This is a genomic window from Pseudomonas sp. SDO55104_S430, from assembly GCF_054070595.1.
Genome location: NZ_JBSVXG010000441.1, coordinates 1 through 1,921, shown reverse-complemented (window position 1 = coordinate 1,921; position 1,921 = coordinate 1). Strand labels below are relative to the sequence as shown.

Genomic DNA, 1,921 nt, shown 5'->3' with positions numbered 1-1,921 from the left:
CCCGCGGTCTGCCTGGTGTGAATGCTAGCCTGATGATCAGTAACGAGATGATCACCGCTGAAATTGCTAAAAATATCGCAGTTCTGTTTGAAGTAAAAGAACCAGAATATATCGTGAAAGTTGTTCATGGTATGGTTGCCCAATTTCGTCTAGTAAAAAATCCTGGAAAACGTGGTCGTATCTCCATTCCTGAAATGGTGTTTGAAGATACAAGGTTTGAATCATTTGAAATTCCCGTCGAAGGAAATACGGATGAAAGTGAGCCGGGTGTTCATGTTGATTTCTACTCGCAAAGTGGTAGGACCAAGGTCGCAGTTCGTGCAGTGGAGGTAGATTGCCATGTTGTTTACTTTGGTCAACGACAGGCTGTTAAGTTGTGGGTGCAGTTTGGCTTTGATATAGAATTTGTTGTGAGCGGCGATACCTACAGTGTTGTGCCTGAGGTTGAGGGTAATTACTTCGGGATCAAGGTTGTCGATGGCGCCGGACTACCCGCAGGATTGGAATATTTCATTTTACATGGTGCGTTTAGACTGGCATTGAACGACCACGTAAATGCAGCTGTCCGGGAAAAGGTTCGTCCAGCTCTTTTGCCTCTCGCTACGTTTGTATTGCACAGTCTTTTGTTCGGAAAAAAAGATGCAGTGCAAATTAAACACGTCAGGTATACCGGTGATTTGGCTACATTTGGTGCAATTTCCCCACGTCAAACCACCTTCGGTATCAGTGATCAGGACAAATTGCTTGGCTACGGCGTCACGCACACTTTCAGCACCAGTCCGCCGACTTCAGGAGTGACCTGGAGCGTCGTCAATATCGACGGGACGACAGCAGGTGCCGGGACGATCGACGCCAAAACCGGCAGATATACCGCTCCAGATCTCGAGCAGATCGATGGCACCTATAAACGGGTCAAGATCACCGCAACCGCGGGTACTCCAGGCGAGCCATATTCCAGCATTGCTCTGGTCACTATCGTCGCGCGCCCCATCACTCTCAATCCGATAGTCCTGACATGCCCGGCATCGGGCAATGAAGAGCAGACTCGAGAGTTCTCGGCGAATGCCATGAGCGGAAGTCTGGAATGGTCCGTTGAAGGTGATGGCAGCATTCCTCCGAGCGGTTCGGACTTGAAGAATGTTTATACCGCTCCTCAAAAAGATCCAACGATGAAGGGGCGTACGTTCACCATTGATCAAGTCATTGTCCGGACGGCGCAACATGTCCAGTCGACTCCGGTCGTGGTCACGCATGGCCTTCAAGCGTTGTCGACCGCCATCAGTTTCGAGGGCGTGCCAGCAGGGCAGGCACAATGTTCCGCGACATTCAATAACGAGCCTGTGCCAGCCGTATGGAGTTTGTACCCAGAAACAGGAGCCGGGTCGATTGATGCAAACGGTCTTTATACGCAAGACCCGGATAGCCACTACCAGTTTGTAATTATCATGGCTACTTTCTCGGCGGCGGGATATTTCATGGGCGATGCATTCCGCATTCAACCGTTCCCACTTGAGCCTCTGCCTTCCAAACCCGACCCGGAAGATCCACAACTTGGGCCGGACGGTATGCCTGAAGGCTAATTTAATAGTGCGTCCCTGCCAGGCTAGATGAAATCCGATTGATGTCCACCCTCTAACAAAGGGCGAGTCACGTTGGTGTTCCAACCAGTTTTGGAGAAAGATCATGGCTAAAGTATTGGATTACGAAGAATACATCGAGTGGTTAAAAAACAGGCCTCGCACGAATGATTGGGGGGCATTAGTCGCTTATGAACAGAAAAAATGTAATGAATTGCTGCTGCAGAATTACGTCGAGCGATTTGATGATAATTCATACATGGATCCATTTAATGGCACTTATTTAATAGGTGAGAATTTCTGGCAGGCGGTAATAAAATACGTTCAGGATTCGCCTCGAATCA

Annotated in this window: 2 protein-coding genes; both read left to right on the top strand. The window is 49.0% G+C overall.

Features of this window, described 5'->3' with window-relative positions; all coding sequences use genetic code 11:
• Positions 1–1,580 (top strand): hypothetical protein (locus ACW9JE_RS30520; RefSeq protein ID WP_457434881.1); only part of this gene is annotated, 1,580 nt, incomplete at its 5' end.
• Positions 1,581–1,683: 103 nt separating this feature from the next.
• A partial coding sequence (locus ACW9JE_RS30515) for a hypothetical protein (RefSeq protein WP_457434880.1) occupies positions 1,684–1,921 on the top strand: 238 nt, incomplete at its 3' end.